Below are 15,976 nucleotides of genomic sequence, written 5' to 3'. Positions count from 1 at the left end.
TCAGATCTGAAACAAGGATTGATAAGGGACCCAGGAACTTGCGTTGTCGGCGAAAACCAACCAAACGAACTGGACCGCACCACAATAGAGCAAAAGCGCCACACCGGATAGGCTGGACAATCCTTTGGTATTTCGCAGCATCGCCGAAAAATTGCCGAAAGCAAATACCTGAATTGGCGTAAAGAATAGTCCGACGCGGTCTAGCACAGTTGAGGAGGGAAACACGAAATATAACAGCATCAGACCAATGCTACTCCAACTCAGGATTGTCCAGAAATCTCGCTCTCGAGAGGTTATTTGCAGATTCTTATTAAAAAGTAGAAATATCAGAGCGGGAATAGCATTCATTGCCAAACGCACCAGAGCACCATTGGACGAATATTCAGCGTCAATATAGCCGCCATTGAGTTTATCCCAGTACCCCATCGCTACGACCATAATAACACCTAGCAACCCCAAAAACGAAAGCGGGATTATGGTATGCCGGTTTTCTCTTACATACATATAGGCTACTAGAGGCAAAAACACGACTGACGCGGTATGCATTGATATTGCCAAAGCGCCCATGCAGATCGCACGGGGGAGCCGCCGGTCGAACAGCGCTAGCATTGCCAAGATTAAAAATCCAATAGCCGCGCTCTGCTGTATATATCCCATGCCAACTACGATCAGAAGATAAGGAACGGCAGCCATGATGCCGAGCCAAGGATGCTCGGTTCTGCGTGCTAGCAAAATGACGCCCAAAGAAAGGACTGCCGAGCAAAAAAAGTTTATACCATTGATGCCGAGACCAAGTAAGTCGCAGGCCTTCGCAAGTATCACAAAACCTACTTCATTATACCCTATCGATGTCGTAAACTTTTCAAGACGAATGTAATTAAATATTCGTAAATAGTTACCCCAGTCTCCGCCGATCTCATAACGACTACCAGAAACGATATTATAGAATATCCAAAATATTCCAAAAAGCACAATCAATGGTACGGCACTGCGTTGCGTTCGGCCTGTAGTGAAAATAGCGGATCCGGCCACTGGGACGGCAAAAAGTAACCAATAGATCAACATAATATCATCATTCCGATGGGCACAAAAAATAGCTTTTATCGACAAAAATGCGGTCTGTTTTAAGTATTAATATCAGTTCTACTACTAGACCGAAACGCTATAGTTATGGCAGCTCCGGATAAACAGCAGATCCGTATCGGCAAAAACTACCGGACTCAGCAACACCTGCAACTGCAATCAAATTCAATCCAGTAATCATGCATCCACGTAAGGATAGCGTTGGCAAGTTCGATCTCTATGGCAACCAATATGATGGCCATCACTGGATCAATCCTGCCCTAGCTATCCAGATAAAAAACGCTAGACATATATGCAGCCTTTCGCCGAGAGAGCGCTATTCATCGGCTATATGCGACCGTCATGGCAGAACTTAAATACTGCGGATATATATCGCGGTCAATTCAATCCAGAGTTTGATAACCCGTGTCGCTGCCAAGCATTTCACGGATAAAGAGTCGAACATTACAACGCGACCTCTCATTTCGAAAAGGCTATAAATATTTGAAAACTAAGAGCATTTAGCAAACTTTAAATACGGTGTCTTGTAACCCGCGGCGGTTCGGGATAGGCGGCTTGGTCGGATGGATCGCAAACGGGAAACGCTGTCTTCGCGTTCGCGCGATCGATCAGCTGTCACATTGTCCTACCAGCAATATGGAATATAGAGCGACACGAACCTGTGTAAGCAACTCACAGCCGTGCTCAATCAAGTTCAGCGGCCAGTTTATGAGAGCGCCTGTGATTATGATCCAGCCCAATCATCACAACGCCATGCCCGGGCCAGCGCGCTTCGCTAGATCGTTCATAGCGCAGCTTTTGCTCACAGTGCTGTTCGGCGTTGCCGTACCCACGCTGTTAATTGGCCGGATATGGTTCGAGAATGCGGATGACTTCCTGCTGCAGCCGAGTTCGGTTATTACAATCGCGGGGGCCGCTATCGCCGTCACGATGGCGGTTATCATTCTTCGCAAATTCGCGGCCTACCCCGGAATGCCAGAACTGAGCTACATCTTGCCCGTCCATATTGGTACGTTTGGTGTTATAGCCACAACCATTCTGCTCGCACGCCTGCCTTACAGCGCGGCATTTCTGAGCATTACGTTTCTCGCTACGCTGTTTGTGACATTCGCCTTTACCTCTCTTCTGAGAAGAAGCAGGGCGACGCAATATCGGCTGGTAGCGGGCGGTAAAGTAGGCCGCTTGACCGATCTGCCGGGTTTCTCATACGAAGTTCTAGACCAGCCTGTGTTGCCGTTTCAAGATGAGGTGGCAATCGTTGCCGATCTCCACCATGATCATTCCGCAGAGTGGGAACGTTTGCTCGCCGAGGCCGCGTTACAATCTATGCCGGTATATCATTATAAACAGGTGTACGAGGCTTTTACTGGAATGGTGCAGATCGAACATCTCTCGGAAAACAGCTTGGGGTCGCTTCTTCCCAGCCGGTCGTACACCAGCGTAAAGCAGCTTTTCGATATATTATTTTGCGCGATTGCCTTACCGCTCATGGCCGTGCCGCTGCTGCTCACTGCCATAGCGATTAAAATTGAATCCCGGGGGCCGGTTTTTTTCCGACAGCTGCGCATCGGCTATCGAGGCCAGCCATTCAGGGTCATTAAATTCCGAACAATGCGACCCGCGCTTGAAGAAAAACTGGGTGTGCGGGAAGCCGCGATTACGCGGGCGAACGATGTGCGTATAACGAAACTGGGTCGATTTTTACGTCGGACGAGGATCGACGAACTCCCTCAGATCATCAACATCTTGCGCGGCGAAATGAGCCTTATCGGGCCTCGGCCGGAAGCAATCGCGTTGTCGGAATGGTATCAGCAGGAGCTGCCATTTTACGATTACAGGCATATCGTCCGTCCAGGCATCACGGGATGGGCGCAAATCAACCAAGGCCATGTGACGGATATCGAAGCAATCGATGCCAAACTGCAATATGATTTTTTCTACATCAAAAACTTCTCGTATTGGCTTGATATTTTGATCAGCATCAGAACGCTGGCGGTTATCCTCAGCGGCTTCGGAGCGAAATGATTAAGCTCCCAACTGTGGTCAGATTGCTAATCAGCAACGGGCTCCGAAAGATCTGACATCAAAAGATGGCTTGGAAAGCTATAAAGGGCGGGAAGTGAGCGCAAAGTGGATCGGGCGAGCATCGCTTCGCTGAGTTCGAGCAAAACCCAAGGAGATGAAATTGGCGGCGACGCCGATGCCAACCTCAGCTTTAGCGTGTAACCTGTCGGCGCAACATTAGATGACAGACTCACACAAAAACCTTAAGCGATTCGCTTATGCAAATAATTACAGCATTTTATCAAAGAGATAGGAAGGTCTTGCTCCACTCAAAATCGAGTTCCGCAAAAAGTGCCGATTCGAGTTCGGCCAAGGTCACTAGCCGGCAGGCGTTTGGGAAGGTGCGGCAGTGAACAATCTGACCAAGGCTGATATCGTCCGCGGCACGCTGATCGTGCTGCTGCTGGTCGGCATCGCGCTGCTGCTCGTGAAGATCACGGCGACGCTCATGCTGATCTTCGCGGCCGTGCTGATCGCCGCGGTGATCCGCGCCTTTTCCGATCCGATCCACCATCGCGGCGTGCCCGAAACGCTCTCGGTCCTGCTGGCGATCGTCCTCATCGTCGTGCTGCTGACCGGCTTCGGCTGGCTGTTCGGCCATAGCCTGGGCCAGCAGTTCGACAGCCTCGGCACCCGGCTCACGGAGGGCTATCAGACGGTGCGCGCCTGGATCGCCGGCCTGCCGTTCGGGGCGGCGATCCAGTCGGCGACACCCGACGTGCAAAGCCTGTTCGGACGTGCCTTGTCGGTCGCCTTCGGCGCCGTGGGCATATTGACCAACTTCATTCTGGTGCTGGTCGGGGCGATCTATCTGGCACTCGATCCGGGGCTTTATGCGCGCGGATTTTCCAAGCTGTTTCCCAAGCAGCGCTCCGGCAAGGTGCTCGAGGCGCTGAGCGAAAGCGGCCATGTACTGCGCAAATATCTCGCCGCGCAGCTCATCACGATGACCGCGGTCGGCACGATGATCTATGTCGGCCTCAGCATCGTCGGCGTGCCGTCGGCCGGGGCGCTGGGTCTGATCAGCGGGCTCACCAACTTCATTCCGCTGATCGGTCCGTTCATCGGCGCGGTTCCCGGCATTCTCATCGCCTTCGCCGACGATCCGGAAAAGGTCGTCTGGGCCGCGCTCGTCTATTTCGTCGCGCAGCAGCTCGAGGGCAATGTGCTGACCCCGATCGTGCAGCGGCACGCCGTGTCGATCCCGCCTGCGGTCCTCATCTTCGCGCTGGCGGCGATGGGCACGCTGTTCGGCACGATCGGCATCATCCTAGCCGCGCCGCTCACCGTCATCATCTACACGCTCGTCGCCAAGCTTTGGTCGCACGAAACCTTGGGGCATCAGGTCGATGCGCTCGATGACGCCAAACTCGATGGCGACAGCGAAGACGATAGCTGAATGCTTTGCCTCGGATGGATTATCGCCACCCCGGCTTCTTCGCTCCTGTAACGACTGACACGGCGAACCCTTGTCGGAAATATAATTTCCAGCACGGGGACGATCCGAACCGGAATTAGGCGACGGATTGCGTTCACTTTGTAAACTTTGCGCGAGAATCGAACAGTGCCCTTTGTACCACGGGCAGCCAAGCATCGTGACGCCGGCGCCGCGACGCCGGCGATGAGATTTTTGCTGCAATGTAGGAAAACAATCCATAGAAAAAACCCACTTGGTTATAAGGAGGGTTTTAAGCATGGAATTTCAGGGATCGGCCGCGCGGCTGAGCGGTGCTGCCGTCGCGAGGGCCGCCAACGGTTTGGGCTGTAGCGAAGCGGCGATACGCGCGGTGATCGAGGTCGAGAGCCGCGGGGGGTTCGACGAAGAGGGACGTCCGCATATCTTGTTCGAGCGGCATTATTTTCACCGGTTGACGGATGGGCGTTTTGGCGTCGCTCATCCGGAGCTCAGCTGCAAAACATGGGGCGGTTATGGCCGTGCCAGCGCGCAATATGGCCGGCTGGCGCGTGCCATCGCGCTGGACCGCGAGGCGGCGCTCCGCTCGGCGAGCTGGGGCATGTTCCAGATCATGGGCGACAATTTTCAGGCGGCCGGCTTTGCTGATGTCGAACGCTTCGTCACGGCGATGATGGAAGGCGAGGATCGGCATCTGCAGGCCTTCATCGCGTTCGTTCGAGCGAGGCGGCTGGACGGGGCGCTGGCGCGGTGCGACTGGCGCGGCTTTGCGCGCGGTTACAACGGCCGGGCCTTTGCGCGGAACCGCTATGACGAAAAGCTGGCCAGCGCCTTTGCGCGCCACGCCGGACCGCCGTTGCTGCAACGCGGCGATCGCGGCACGGCGGTGGCGCGGTTGCAAAAGGCGCTCGCGATCTCGGAAGACGGGATTTTTGGACGGGAAACGGAGGCTGCTGTCACCGGATTTCAGCGCCGCCGACGTCTCGTCGCCGATGGCATTGCGGGCCTGCGAACCTGGACGGCACTCAACGCCGCATCATGACGAGACCGTAAGTTCTGATGCTTTCGAGCCATTCTTTAGGTTCATTATGCCCGCTTTCGCGGGGGGGGGGGGGGGCGAAAAAAAGAAAACCTCGCCAAGAACAGGCTGATGAAATTCTCAAATCCCGAAGAGTCGCGTCGGCAAGCATATCATCCCGCCATCGCCTCCCTCGCCAGCGACAGATCGCGGACGAATTTTTCATATTCCACCTTCTGCCCCGCCCCGTCGGGGAGGCGCAGCAAATAGCTGGGATGGACGGTGATCAACAGTTTGCTACCGCCGAGATAATCCATGAGTTGCCCGCGATTGCGCGAAATCGTCAGCGTTTTGCCGGTTAGCGCCCGCGCCGCGGTGGCGCCGAGCGCAACCACCACCCGCGGATCGACAAGCCGCCGTTCCTGATCGAGCCACCAGCGATAATATTCGATATCATCATTGCTGGGCTTGGAATGGATGCGCCGCTGGCCACGCTGCACGAACTTGAACCGCTTGACCGCATTGGTGATAAAAGCGCCCTGTCGATCGACCGAGGCAGCGGCCATGGCGCGGTCGAGCAACTGCCCGGCGGGGCCGACAAAGGGCTGGCCGGCCTGATCTTCCTGGTCGCCGGGCTGCTCGCCGACGAACATCAGCGGGGCATTGTCCGGCCCCGCGCCGGGGACCAATCGATCCGAAAACCCTTCGGCCGGGTAATCATTGGCTCCGCGCAGGGCGTCGTAAAGCTGGTCCAGCGCGGTGTATCGATCCTGCGCGCACGCCGGCACCGCCACATCCTTTACCGCCGGCGTCTCTTCATCATTTTTGTCGATCATCGCATTCATCCTCGTCTCGGCCGCACGAGTCAGTGCGGGAATCAGCGCCGCCTCAGGCAGGTTCTTCCAGTATTTCGCCGGCATCTCCGCCATCATCGCCTTGGTCTTGAGCCGCGCCGGATTGAAAATCGCACCGTAATAGCTTTTCCATTCGGCCTCGACGGCGTCCTCCTGCGGCACGTCTGACTTGCGCCCGCCCGGCCCGGTGCGCAGTGCCTCGCCGTCCCAGGCGATGCCGGCTTCGGGCGTCACGATCAGCCAGTTCATCCCGGTAAAACGATCGCGAAAAAAAGGGGCCACCGCCTCGGTAATATGATGATCCGGCTCGAACCAAGCGACGAACTGTTCGCGGCCGTCTTCCGAAGTGCCGATGGTCCGGAAACGGACGAAGGCATGCATTTTGTGAATGTCGCGGCGAACCGACTTGGCGAGCCCGCGCAGCCGGTGCATGTCCGGATCGGCCGGGTTGCGGTGTAGCTTCGGTTCGTCCTGCGCGCGGTGGACGATGCGATAGGCGAGGGCGAAGCGCTCCGGATCGCGGTGGAGCAGCACGGTCTGTACATCGCGCAGCAATTCCTTGGCGATGGTCACCGTTTCGCGCCGCTCGGGCGGCAGGGGATCGCCTTCGTCCGCGAACAGCCCGCCGCCGGAGCCAGCGACGTTCCATTCCACCTGTTCTGGCGGCACGGCGCGCAGGAGAAGATCGCGCGAAGCATCGCGCCAGCCCTTGATGTCGGTCTCGCAGGCGAGGGTGATGCGGATCATGATCAGGTTGCCGTCACTGCGAGGAGCCGAAGGCGACGCGGCAATGCAGAGCGCGTGCAGCGCTGTGGCTGTACTGGGTTACTTCTGCGCGATCACGTCCGGGGTCGCAACGACGAAGTGTTTGTGCACGATTGCCCGTCACGCCGCGAACAGTTCCATCTGCCTGGCCGGGCGCACCAATTGCGCGCGCAATCCTGCGTCGTCGAGCCGTGCGCCAGGCTGCCAGTCGGCTGCAATGATCCATGGCCGCATCTTTTTGGTCGATCGGCACAGCCGCTCCAAATCACTCAGGCGCAGCCGTCCAAACCGCCGCGCACGGATCACCGCGCCAACGCCCTTGAGGCCCAGCCCCGGCACCCGCAGCAGCAGCTCGCGCGGCGCGCGGTTGATATCCACCGGAAAATTCTCCCGGTTCATCAGTGCCCAGGCCATCTTAGGGTCGACGTCGAGATCGAGATGCCCCCCTCGCGCACTGCCGATGATTTCGCCGACCGAAAAACCGTAAAAGCGCAGCATCCAGTCGGCTTGGTAAAGCCGGTGCTCGCGCATCAACGGCGGCGCGGCGAGCGGCAGGCGCTTGCTGGCATCGGGGATCGGGCTGAACGCAGAATAATAGACGCGCTTCAACCCGACATCCGCATAAAGCTTGGAACTGGTGGTGAGGATCGCAGCGTCGTTCGATATGTCGGCGCCGACAATCATCTGCGTGCTGTGTCCGCCCGGCGCGAACAAAGGTGCCTTGCGGCTCTTTTTGCGTTCGGCCTTGGCCTCGCTGATGCGCCCGGACAGATCGGCCATCGTCTTGCGGATCAGGGGGCCGCTCTTTTCTGGCGCAAATTCTGTAATCGCCGCGTCGCTCGGCAACTCGATATTGATCGAGAGGCGATCGGCATATAATCCGGCATCGGCGAGCAGCAACGGGTCCGCCTCCGGGATCGTCTTCAAATGAATATAGCCGCCGAATTTATGCTCGATACGCAATTTTTTTGCGACCTGTACCAACAGTTCCATCGTGTAATCGGGTGAGCGGATGATCCCCGATGAAAGAAACAGCCCCTCGATATAATTGCGCTTGTAGAAGTCGAGCGTGAGATCGACCACCTCATCCACCGTGAACGCCGCGCGCCGCACATTGCTTGACGAGCGATTGATGCAATAATGACAGTCGAACATGCAGTAGTTCGTCAGCAGGACTTTCAGCAGCGAGATGCAGCGACCATCGGGCGCATAGCTGTGGCAGATGCCTGCGCCGGTGGTCGAACCGATGCCGCCGCTGGCTCTGCTGCTACGCTTGACGGAGCCGCTCGACGCACAGGACGCATCGTATTTTGCCGCGTCCGCAAGAATTTCCAGCTTTTGAGATCGATTGAGCTTGGCCATGGCGTTCGTCCTATGTTCTAGCGCGACTTTCCCGATTCGGCAAGCAACATTGAACAAGTGGCGGACGGCTCGTTCGACGTACCGGTAGGTGGATATCAAGAATGAAAATGGCCCACCACGTGACGCTTCCGCAACAAGCGGCTCGTCATTTTCCTTTTTCCGGTACGGCTCGAATATCGCCGCTGGACAATCGCACCGGCGATAGGATGAACCGATGTGCAGACCGGATAACCGGCTGCCGCTCCGAAACGGGGCGGGAAGATATCGGAGAGGAAAATTTCATGCGTCAATCGCTGCTGCTTGCCGCCTGCGCCGTCGGCGCGCTCACCGCCATGCCCGCCCCGGTCCAAATTGCGACTGACGATACCAGCGGCGTCGCCAACCAGATGGCGTAGGACACGCCTCCGGAAGCAGCGCTGCTCTACGACGATATCGTCGTCACCGCGCAGCGCCAGTCGCAGCGCCTGCAGGACGTGCCGATCGCGGTGCCGGCGTTCAGCGAGGAAGCGCTCGACGAGCGGCAATCGGCAACGCGCTCGATCTGCAGGCCAGCCTGCCCAATGTGGTCTTCTCGAACGGCTATATCGAGAACCCGTTCGACGACAGCCGCATCGACGACCGCGATCTCTATGCGGTGCGCGGCTCATTGCGGTTCGAGCCGACGCCCGATATGGTGCTCGATATCATCGGCTATTATTTCCGCGAAGACGACAACCGCTCGCGCATCCAGAAGCAGCTGTTCAACCGCGATGCCACCGCCATTTTGGGCTGCTCGCCCGATCGGCTGGAGTTCGAGACGACCAGCGGCAACGCCACGCTGGGTGCCGCCCTGCCCTCACGCCAGTTGCTCGCGGTACGAGCTGGTCAACGCACAGATCCAACTGAACGGCGATCAGGATCGTTGGTTTTTGCGCGGGTTCGTCCAGAATCTGTTCGAGAACGACGCCATCACCGGCCAGTATCTGACCGATCCGAGCTCGAACCTGTTCACCAATGTCCTTTACCGTCGAGCCGAGCCGCTACGGCATAGCCGCGGACTTCAAATTCTGAAGGGTCGGGGAACCGACGACAGCAAACGGGCGCTTATCAATCGTCGTTCCGGACACAGCTTCGCCCGGAATACGTCAGTTTTCCGTTGCACACAGGGGCACAGGTTCAACGCCAACCGATTGCAGGAGCCGGCCGGCGCATCGTGCACGCCGAACGGAACGACATGATCATGCCATGCTGGACGACGTAACCAAGGCTGCGTAACCGAACTCGATGACCTCCGGCAAACCCGATGCGGTTCGATTATCGATCAGGGTCATGGGATATATGCGTCAGAATGTTTGATCCGCGAGGGAAGCCTTGAATGAAATGGTACGATATCAAACGGATGGTGACCGACCATATACCCATTGCGCACGACACCTTGCACGTTCATGTCGGGATTCTGATTTTTACGTTGCTCGCCTATCGGTGGCGCCGGCGACGGGCAGGCCTGGTCAAGGCATGGATGACGGTGTTCGTCCTACAGCTTTGCAATGAGATGCTGGATGCTCGGGATTGGTATAAATGGACGGGGAACATCAACTGGTGGGAATCGGTCGTCGATACGATCAACACCATGTTGTGGCCCACCATCGCGCTGATCATTTTGCTGCAGGTGCTTTGGAGGGACAGCAATATTCGTGATGAGGATATCCTGTAGAATCTGCGCGGGAATATCGGGCGTGGCGAGGTCTGGGTCCGACGTCTCACCGGCGCGAATAGCTTTGGGCAACCTGGCGTAACTAGCCCTATTCGGACCGAGCGACATAATCGGAAAGGTCGGGCGAAGGGCACAGCTTGTGCTGGCAGATGCGCTGGTATAGGAGCCGCGCGGGAGCTATTTCACGGCATTCAGGAGTTTTTGATGCGGCCTTTCCGAGTGTGTCTGGGAACAGCGGTTCTCGTGCTGGCCGGCTGCGGCGGCCCAAAAGCGGATCTGACGATCAATCCGGCGAATTTTTCACAGCCCGACCCTATTCCGGTAAGGACCGCCAGCTCGCAATATCGCATCGGGGCGCTGGACCGCTTTCAAATGACCGTATTTCGCGCCCCCGATCTTTCGGGAGAATATATTGTCGAACCATCCGGCCTGGTGCAGTTTCCGCTCATCGGCGAAGTGCAGGTTGCCGGCCGCACGTCCACCGAGCTGGCTGCCTTGCTTTCCCGTCTTTACAGCCAGCGATATCTCCGCGATCCGAACATCGCGGTAAAGATGCTGCAAACCACCACGCAGCTCGTAACCGTCGGTGGATCGGTCAACAGTCCGATCAACTTCGAGCTCATTGGAGAAACGCAATTGCTCCAGGCGGTGACCCGTGCGGGTGGTACCAATGCCTCGGCCAACCGGCGCCGCGTCGTTGTCTTGCGCAAGATCGATGGCGTACAGCAAGCCGCCGGCTTCGACCTTGCCCGCATCGAGGAAGGCCTCGATCCGAATCCCACGATTTACCCGGGCGACGTCGTCGTGGTGGATGGATCGCAGTTGCGCCAGGCTTTGCGCGATGTGCTCACGGCGATCCCGCTGGTCGGTCTGTTCACTCGGGTATTCTGAGATCGGGGCTTGTCGGCACGTCATGTCCCGAAATCCTCTAGGGCGACTTGCCCTTGAGTGAATGAATTTGTGAATTGGCTCCATTTTGTTGCGGTTGGGCCTAAGTCTGTTATGAGCCGCGGCCATGGCCAATACTGGATTCAAAGACGCAATCAAGGAACTCGTTCGGCACTTGCCAAGGCGCCGACGCCAGCAATTTTGGGTGGCGATGGGGTTCATGCTTGCCGGCGCCGTGGCGGAAGTGGCGACGATCGGTGCGGTCATACCGTTCTTGTCGATCGTCGCGGAAAGCCCCACGAGCCCGCGTGGACAGATAATCCGGGAATTGGTGGCCGCTGCCGGCATTCCGCCCGATTTCCCGCTGCTTTATCTGGCTACCGCCTTGCTGGTGCTGATCGCCGTGGGCTCGGCCATCGTTCGCTTGGCGCTGATTTGGATCTTGCAAAAATTCATTTTCGGCGTTGGCTATGATATTGGGACTCAAGTTTACAGACGCACCCTTTATCGCCCGTACAGCTTTCACATTGCCCGCAATTCCAGCGATATCGTGGCGGCCGTCAACATGGTGCAGATTGTGATCAACTCGGTATTGAGGCCGATAATGTTGCTGCTGACATCGGGATTTGTCGCGGTCTTCATCATTGCAGGCCTTTTGATCGTCGACGCCTTCACGGCCATGTTGGCCACAGCGAGTTTCGTGATCATATACGTTACGGTGAGCTTTTTCTCCAAACGGGTGCTGCGCGCCAATTCCAAGTTGATCGCCGCTGCGCAGATCGATCGTGTTCGCGCCGTGCAAGAGGGCATGGGCGGCATTCGCGACGTTATTCTGGATCGCTCGCAACCGGTCTTCATCCGGACATTCGCCGCCAGCGAGGGCCGATTGCGGAGCGCGCAGGCCACCAACAATTTTATCGGCCAGGCGCCGCGATACGTGGTCGAGGCTTCTGGCATGATCGTGATCGCCTTGCTGGCACTGTATTTCAGTGCCCGGCCGGGCGGGGTCATTGCGGCCCTGCCGACATTGGGCGCGCTGGCGATCGGTGCTCAGCGGCTCATGCCGCTGGTGCAGCAGGTCTATAATGGCTGGACCACCGTGCACGGAAATTCCGCAATCACCGAAGACGTGATCGAGCTGCTCGAAGAGGCGGACGAGGTGGTCGATTACGGTGTGGAACGCGTCGTTCCGATGCCGTTCGACAGCGAGATCGGGATCCGTGACCTGACGTTCCAATATGCGGACACGGACAGGCCCGCCCTGGACGGACTGACCCTTTCGGTACGCAAGGGCGAACGGATCGGCGTGATCGGCAAGACGGGTAGCGGCAAAAGCACTTTCATGGACTTGCTGATGGCTCTTCTCGACCCGACTTCAGGCGAAATACGGATCGACGGGAAATCGCTGACACCGGACAATCGCCGGGCGTGGCAGGCGCAAGTCGTGCATGTGCCGCAGAGCATATTCCTGACCGACAGTTCCATGGCCGCGAACATCGCCTTCGGTCAGCGTGACAGCGACATTGACGAGAAACGGCTGCATGAAGCGGCGCGCAAAGCGGACATTCATAATTTCATCATGAGCCTTCCGCGCGGATATGATACGCCGGTGGGCGAGCGCGGGGTGCGTATCTCGGGCGGACAGCGTCAGCGCATCGGTATCGCCCGCGCCCTCTACAAGGGTGGCACGGTGATGGTTCTCGACGAAGCGACAAGCGCGCTCGACGACCAGACCGAAACCGCCGTTATGGATTCGATTGCCGCGCTGGGCGACGATCTGACAATTTTCATGATTGCGCACCGGCTTTCCACCGTCCGTCACTGCGACCGGATCGTTCGTATCGCCGGCGGCAAGATCGTCGCGGTCGGTACCTATCAGGATGTCGTCGAGGCGGCATGATCGACCGATCCAGTCGATTGCGAGACTGCGTCGAGGCGCGGGAATATCTTCGCGCATGAAGATCGCCGTCGTCACCGCGCGGTTTTCGATCACCGGCGTTCCACTGGCGCAGATCCGGCTCGCTCGCGCGCTGGCCGGGCGTGGCCATGCGGTCGAGCTCATTTTCGGCCGCGGCGATCCCGATCACCCGATTCCCAAGATACCGAACGTAAAGGTGACGGTCTGGAAAGCGCCGAACGTGCGCGCGATCATCCGCCCGATGCGCGCCTATCTGGCCGACGAACGTCCGGATATCGTGTTTTCCGCTGAGGATCATCTCAACGGCGCGGTGCTGGCAGCGGCGATCCTGTCGGGCTCGAAGGCCAAGATCAGCGGATCGTCGCGCGTGCCGCCGTCTTTCACCTATTCCAACCGTCCGTTCACCAAGGGATGGCTGTTCAAGCAATTGCTTCGCGCGGTCATGTGGCGCGCCGATGCGCTGACCTGTGTTTCGCAAGATATGGTCGATCAGTATCGCGGTTATTTCGCGAATGCGCCGCACGTCTGCGTCCATAACATCGTGGTCGATCAGGCATCCCGCGAACGCATGACCGAGCCGGTCGAGCACCCCTGGTTCAACGACCGCACCACGCCATTGATCAGCGCGGCGGGTACGCTTTCGCCGCGCAAGGGATTTATCGACCTGATCGATTCGGTTAAGCTGCTCGCCGACCACGGTCGCGACTGCCGGCTGGTGATCTTCGGGGAGGGACGCGCGCGGCCCGATCTCGAGGAGCGGATCGCGGCGCATGGTCTCGAAGATCGGATAAGTCTGCCCGGCCGCATCGCCAACCCCTTGCGGTATTTCGCCCGTAGCGACGTGTTCGTCCTCTCCTCCTATGCCGAAGGCCTACCCAATGTGCTCGTCGAGGCGATGCTGTGCGGTTGCACGCCCGTCGCGACCGACTGCCCAACGGGCCCGCGCGAGGTGCTGCAGGACGATCGGTACGGCTATCTCGTGCCCATGCATGCCCCCGCCGCCATGGCCGACGCGATCGCGCGCGTGCTGGATGCCCCGATCCCGGTCGAAACCTTGGATCAGGGTATCGCTCCGTTCACGGAAGAGGCCGTAATCGGACGCCATTTCGACATGCTCGGTATCGCGTGACGTTGGAAGGGCCGGACTTCATCTGCATCGGGCCGAAGAAAACGGCGACGACCTGGCTGGCGGATCACCTCAAATTTCACCGCGACATCTGGCTGCCGCCGATCCAGGAACTCAACTATCTGAATGGCACGTTTTCCGAGCATCGCGACAGGCCGCAATTGCGGCTTCGCTGGGATCGCTGGTCGATTTTCAAGCGGATCGTACGCAACAAAAGCTTCAGCGCGGATGCGGACCGCGCCTTTCTGCGCATGGCCGAGCCGCTCGCGCATGCGGACGCATTCGACTTGGGCGGTTACCGGTCACTTTTCACACCGGGGCGCCAGCGAATTACCGGGGATATTTCACCGATGTACGCTTCGCTCGAGGGCGCCGATTTCGATCGGGCCATGCCGGTCCTCGATCAGGCACGGATATTCCTGCTTGCGCGCGATCCCGTGCAACGCTTCTGGTCCGAGCTTTCGATGCATGCCCGCAAGCGGACGTTCGGCGATGTCGATTATGCCTCGATCGAAACGGCCCATGCCTTTTTCAACGATCCGGAACGCCGCAAGCAGCATCTGCTGAGCGACATCGTCGAGCGCTGGCGCTCGGCGCTCGGCGGCGATCGCCTGCGGATCTTTTTCTTCGACGACATCGCGGCCCAGCCCGAGCAGAGCTTGCGGGCGATCGTGGACTATATCGGTGCCGATTACCGCAAGCGGCTTGCGCTGGTCAGCCCGGCCCGCAATCGGAAGGCCGGCGGCGTTCGGCTCGTGCCGGATGACGATGCGCGCGAATGGGTGCGGCAAGCCTTTGAGGAAGAGCTGCGCGCCTGTGAGGCTCTGTTCGGGGACGTGGGCGCGCGTTGGCGGCGGCGACACTCAGGCGGCTGACCCGGTTCCTGCCGGTCACCCTCTCAGTCGGCGCAACATCCGCGCGCTCTGCGACAACAGCGGAACGAGTCCCAGCTTTTCGGCCCACATCAGTGCCCGCGCGCGGATCATCACCACGCCGCCGGGCCGCTCCGCGCGCAGCAACGTCAGAAACCGGCCGGCCGCCATTTCATCGCCGAGCTTCAAACTCGCTTTCAACCGGCCCATGAGAAAGCCGATACGCGCGGACGGTGCCGTCAGATAGCGCCGCAGGAAAGCCTCGCCGGCCGCCACGTCCGAGCGCGTGCTCATCCGGTGGCCGCCGCCCGCCTGAATGACCACGCCCGGTTCCTGATCATAGCCGATGCTTTCACCCTGCGCCTGCGCGGTGATCGCGAATGCCCAGTCCTGATGTTTGGCGAGCTCCGGATCGAACAGCGCTCCGCGATGCGCCCGGCGATCGATGCTGATGGTCGAGGAGCGCACGTCGGCGCCTTGAGCGAAGATATATTCGGCCATGTCCTGCCCGTCATAGCGGTGATGACGCCGCTCGGATTTGCCTGCCATGGTCAGTTCGAACGCCCCGAAGATCACGCCATGGCCGCCATCGTGCAGCGCCAGCCGCCGGGCGACATGACCGGGCGAGAAGAGATCGTCCGAATCGAGGAAGAATACCACCGCAGCGCGGGCCGCCTCGAACCCGAGATTGCGCGAATGCGCGGCGTTCGTCCGTTCCGGCTTGTCGATGATCCGGACCGTGCCGTGGCGTTCCGCGATCGCCGCCAGCATTTGCCTGTCGTCCGAATGATCGTCGACGAGCAGCACTTCATGAGACCTCCCGTCGGCCGCAGCGACCACGGAAGCGATGGCGGCGGCGGCATGGCCGCTGCTGTTATAGGTGGGGATCACCACCGTGAACCGAGGCTCTTGTGCCATG

14 protein-coding genes are annotated in these 15,976 nt (G+C 58.8%); 9 read left to right on the top strand and 5 right to left on the bottom strand.

The annotated features are described in order from the left end of the window. Complete coding sequence (locus ACOQPC_RS12365; protein WP_420606027.1) at window positions 1-1,065, bottom strand: EpsG family protein; 1,065 nt, start codon at window positions 1,063-1,065, stop codon at window positions 1-3. 744 nt (window positions 1,066-1,809) lie between these two features. On the opposite strand from ACOQPC_RS12365, the gene ACOQPC_RS12360 reads away from it, so the two are divergent. From ACOQPC_RS12360 to ACOQPC_RS12350, 3 genes are all read left to right on the top strand, one after another. Continuing rightward, window positions 1,810-3,108 carry an exopolysaccharide biosynthesis polyprenyl glycosylphosphotransferase gene (locus ACOQPC_RS12360; RefSeq protein ID WP_420606026.1) on the top strand — a complete coding sequence of 433 codons (1,299 nt, stop codon included), beginning with the start codon at window positions 1,810-1,812 and terminating at the stop codon, window positions 3,106-3,108. Between the two features lie 388 nt (window positions 3,109-3,496). Next, window positions 3,497-4,546, top strand: a complete 1,050-nt coding sequence (locus ACOQPC_RS12355) for an AI-2E family transporter (protein WP_420606025.1) — start codon at window positions 3,497-3,499, stop codon at window positions 4,544-4,546. A 295-nt stretch (window positions 4,547-4,841) separates the two neighbouring features. Continuing rightward, entirely contained in the window at window positions 4,842-5,603 is a 762-nt protein-coding gene (locus tag ACOQPC_RS12350) for an N-acetylmuramidase domain-containing protein (protein ID WP_420606024.1), read from the top strand. A 149-nt stretch (window positions 5,604-5,752) separates the two neighbouring features. Here the strand turns inward: ACOQPC_RS12350 and ACOQPC_RS12345 are convergent, their stop codons facing one another. The 3 genes from ACOQPC_RS12345 to ACOQPC_RS12335 all read right to left on the bottom strand — a co-directional run bounded on the left by ACOQPC_RS12345 (window position 5,753) and on the right by ACOQPC_RS12335 (window position 9,084). Next, window positions 5,753-7,180: a UdgX family uracil-DNA binding protein gene (locus tag ACOQPC_RS12345; protein WP_420606023.1), complete on the bottom strand. Its 1,428-nt coding sequence runs from the start codon at window positions 7,178-7,180 to the stop codon at window positions 5,753-5,755. A 138-nt stretch (window positions 7,181-7,318) separates the two neighbouring features. After that, the gene (locus tag ACOQPC_RS12340) at window positions 7,319-8,560 is read right to left on the bottom strand and encodes a putative DNA modification/repair radical SAM protein (RefSeq protein ID WP_420606022.1); all 1,242 of its coding nucleotides are present in this window, start codon (window positions 8,558-8,560) and stop codon (window positions 7,319-7,321) included. A 95-nt stretch (window positions 8,561-8,655) separates the two neighbouring features. Then, window positions 8,656-9,084 carry a hypothetical protein gene (locus tag ACOQPC_RS12335; RefSeq protein ID WP_420606021.1) on the bottom strand — a complete coding sequence of 143 codons (429 nt, stop codon included), beginning with the start codon at window positions 9,082-9,084 and terminating at the stop codon, window positions 8,656-8,658. Window positions 9,085-9,122: 38 nt separating this feature from the next. Between ACOQPC_RS12335 and ACOQPC_RS12330 the strand changes: the two genes are divergently transcribed. The 6 genes from ACOQPC_RS12330 (at window position 9,123) to ACOQPC_RS12305 (ending at window position 15,060) form a co-directional block, all read left to right on the top strand. Beyond that, complete coding sequence (locus ACOQPC_RS12330; RefSeq protein ID WP_420606020.1) at window positions 9,123-9,590, top strand: hypothetical protein; 468 nt, start codon at window positions 9,123-9,125, stop codon at window positions 9,588-9,590. A 324-nt stretch (window positions 9,591-9,914) separates the two neighbouring features. Next, on the top strand, window positions 9,915-10,253 hold the full coding sequence (locus ACOQPC_RS12325; RefSeq protein ID WP_420606019.1) for a hypothetical protein: 339 nt from the start codon (window positions 9,915-9,917) through the stop codon (window positions 10,251-10,253). A 243-nt stretch (window positions 10,254-10,496) separates the two neighbouring features. Further along, window positions 10,497-11,144, top strand: coding sequence for a polysaccharide biosynthesis/export family protein (locus ACOQPC_RS12320; protein ID WP_420606018.1), 648 nt, complete (start codon window positions 10,497-10,499; stop codon window positions 11,142-11,144). A 124-nt stretch (window positions 11,145-11,268) separates the two neighbouring features. Then, window positions 11,269-13,041, top strand: a complete 1,773-nt coding sequence (locus tag ACOQPC_RS12315; protein WP_420606017.1) for an ABC transporter ATP-binding protein — start codon at window positions 11,269-11,271, stop codon at window positions 13,039-13,041. 55 nt (window positions 13,042-13,096) lie between these two features. Next, window positions 13,097-14,188 carry a glycosyltransferase gene (locus ACOQPC_RS12310; RefSeq protein WP_420606016.1) on the top strand — a complete coding sequence of 364 codons (1,092 nt, stop codon included), beginning with the start codon at window positions 13,097-13,099 and terminating at the stop codon, window positions 14,186-14,188. Between the two features lie 2 nt (window positions 14,189-14,190). Further along, entirely contained in the window at window positions 14,191-15,060 is an 870-nt protein-coding gene (locus ACOQPC_RS12305) for a sulfotransferase (protein WP_420606015.1), read from the top strand. 15 nt (window positions 15,061-15,075) lie between these two features. On the opposite strand, the gene ACOQPC_RS12300 is transcribed toward ACOQPC_RS12305, so the two are convergent. Beyond that, window positions 15,076-15,975: a glycosyltransferase family 2 protein gene (locus tag ACOQPC_RS12300; RefSeq protein ID WP_420606014.1), complete on the bottom strand. Its 900-nt coding sequence runs from the start codon at window positions 15,973-15,975 to the stop codon at window positions 15,076-15,078. Window position 15,976 lies beyond the last annotated feature (1 nt).

The sequence above is a fragment of the Novosphingopyxis sp. genome (assembly GCF_965218915.1).
GTDB lineage: Bacteria > Pseudomonadota > Alphaproteobacteria > Sphingomonadales > Sphingomonadaceae > Novosphingopyxis.
The sequence above is the reverse complement of the archived record's forward strand: the minus strand, read 5'-3'. Positions and strand labels throughout refer to the sequence as shown.

Coding starts and splice junctions, on each gene's coding strand:
- ACOQPC_RS12365 (WP_420606027.1), bottom strand. CDS start 1,065: ATGTTGATCTATTGGTTACTTTTTGCCGTCCCAGTGGCCGGATCCGCT.
- ACOQPC_RS12360 (WP_420606026.1), top strand. CDS start 1,810: ATGATCCAGCCCAATCATCACAACGCCATGCCCGGGCCAGCGCGCTTC.
- ACOQPC_RS12350 (WP_420606024.1), top strand. CDS start 4,842: ATGGAATTTCAGGGATCGGCCGCGCGGCTGAGCGGTGCTGCCGTCGCG.
- ACOQPC_RS12345 (WP_420606023.1), bottom strand. CDS start 7,180: ATGATCCGCATCACCCTCGCCTGCGAGACCGACATCAAGGGCTGGCGC.
- ACOQPC_RS12340 (WP_420606022.1), bottom strand. CDS start 8,560: ATGGCCAAGCTCAATCGATCTCAAAAGCTGGAAATTCTTGCGGACGCG.
- ACOQPC_RS12325 (WP_420606019.1), top strand. CDS start 9,915: ATGAAATGGTACGATATCAAACGGATGGTGACCGACCATATACCCATT.
- ACOQPC_RS12315 (WP_420606017.1), top strand. CDS start 11,269: ATGGCCAATACTGGATTCAAAGACGCAATCAAGGAACTCGTTCGGCAC.
- ACOQPC_RS12310 (WP_420606016.1), top strand. CDS start 13,097: ATGAAGATCGCCGTCGTCACCGCGCGGTTTTCGATCACCGGCGTTCCA.
- ACOQPC_RS12300 (WP_420606014.1), bottom strand. CDS start 15,975: ATGGCACAAGAGCCTCGGTTCACGGTGGTGATCCCCACCTATAACAGC.